1 protein-coding gene is annotated in these 705 nt (G+C 60.1%); it reads right to left on the reverse strand.

Translation table 11 applies throughout. From position 1 onward, the window contains the following. Positions 1–111 precede the first annotated feature (111 nt). Complete coding sequence (locus H7I57_RS24000) at positions 112–564, reverse strand: AMP-binding protein (protein WP_264026572.1); 453 nt, start codon at positions 562–564, stop codon at positions 112–114. Positions 565–705: the final 141 nt, after the last annotated feature.

Here is a 705-nt window from a genome sequence, read left to right on the forward strand (position 1 = left end):
CCTCGGAGCGGGCCCGATCCACCAGCTGCCCGACCAGCTGCTGATCCAGCTCGTCCAGCCGCACGACGCCCTGGGAACCCTGGCTCTCGTCGACCGTCATCAATCATCACATCAGTCACAGTGATCTCCTATTTCCTCAGGAGTTACACCGTTTAACTTACAGACCCACCGAACCCACGAAAAACCCGGAAGCGCCGAAATAAGCGGCCGAAGTATGAAGCTGAGGCCAGCAACATGGCCGGGTGGGAAAACGATCAACGATGTGTCCGCTGGCGAACCGGCAATCAGGTCTGGCAGTGTGCGTTGTTCTGCCAGCAGTGAATTGTGGCTGTTTTGAACGCCTTTGGGTGCAGATGTAGTCCCAGAGGTGTACAGCAACACGCACACATCGTCGGCATCCGGAGAGGGCTGAGCGTAATCAGAGGGCTCGCACGCCAATTCCGGCCAACTCAGATAACCTGGCCCGGCGTTGGCACCCACCACAACCACGCTCTGTAGCGTCGTGATTTGCGCGTAGGCCGGTATGCGGTCGAGGAAGTTGGTCGATTGAAGCTGCGCGGGCATGACCAATATTTTGGCGCCGGACTCGCGGAGGATGAACCCGAGGGTAAGTCCCCTGGCGTGGTGGGGTTTCGGGACCTGGGTCTGACGGTGCCGGACCTTTGGCCGGGTGTGTCGTTGCCGGTGTTGGGGTGGGCCATCGCG

This window comes from Mycolicibacterium pyrenivorans (assembly GCF_025821625.1).
Classification (GTDB): domain Bacteria; phylum Actinomycetota; class Actinomycetes; order Mycobacteriales; family Mycobacteriaceae; genus Mycobacterium; species Mycobacterium pyrenivorans.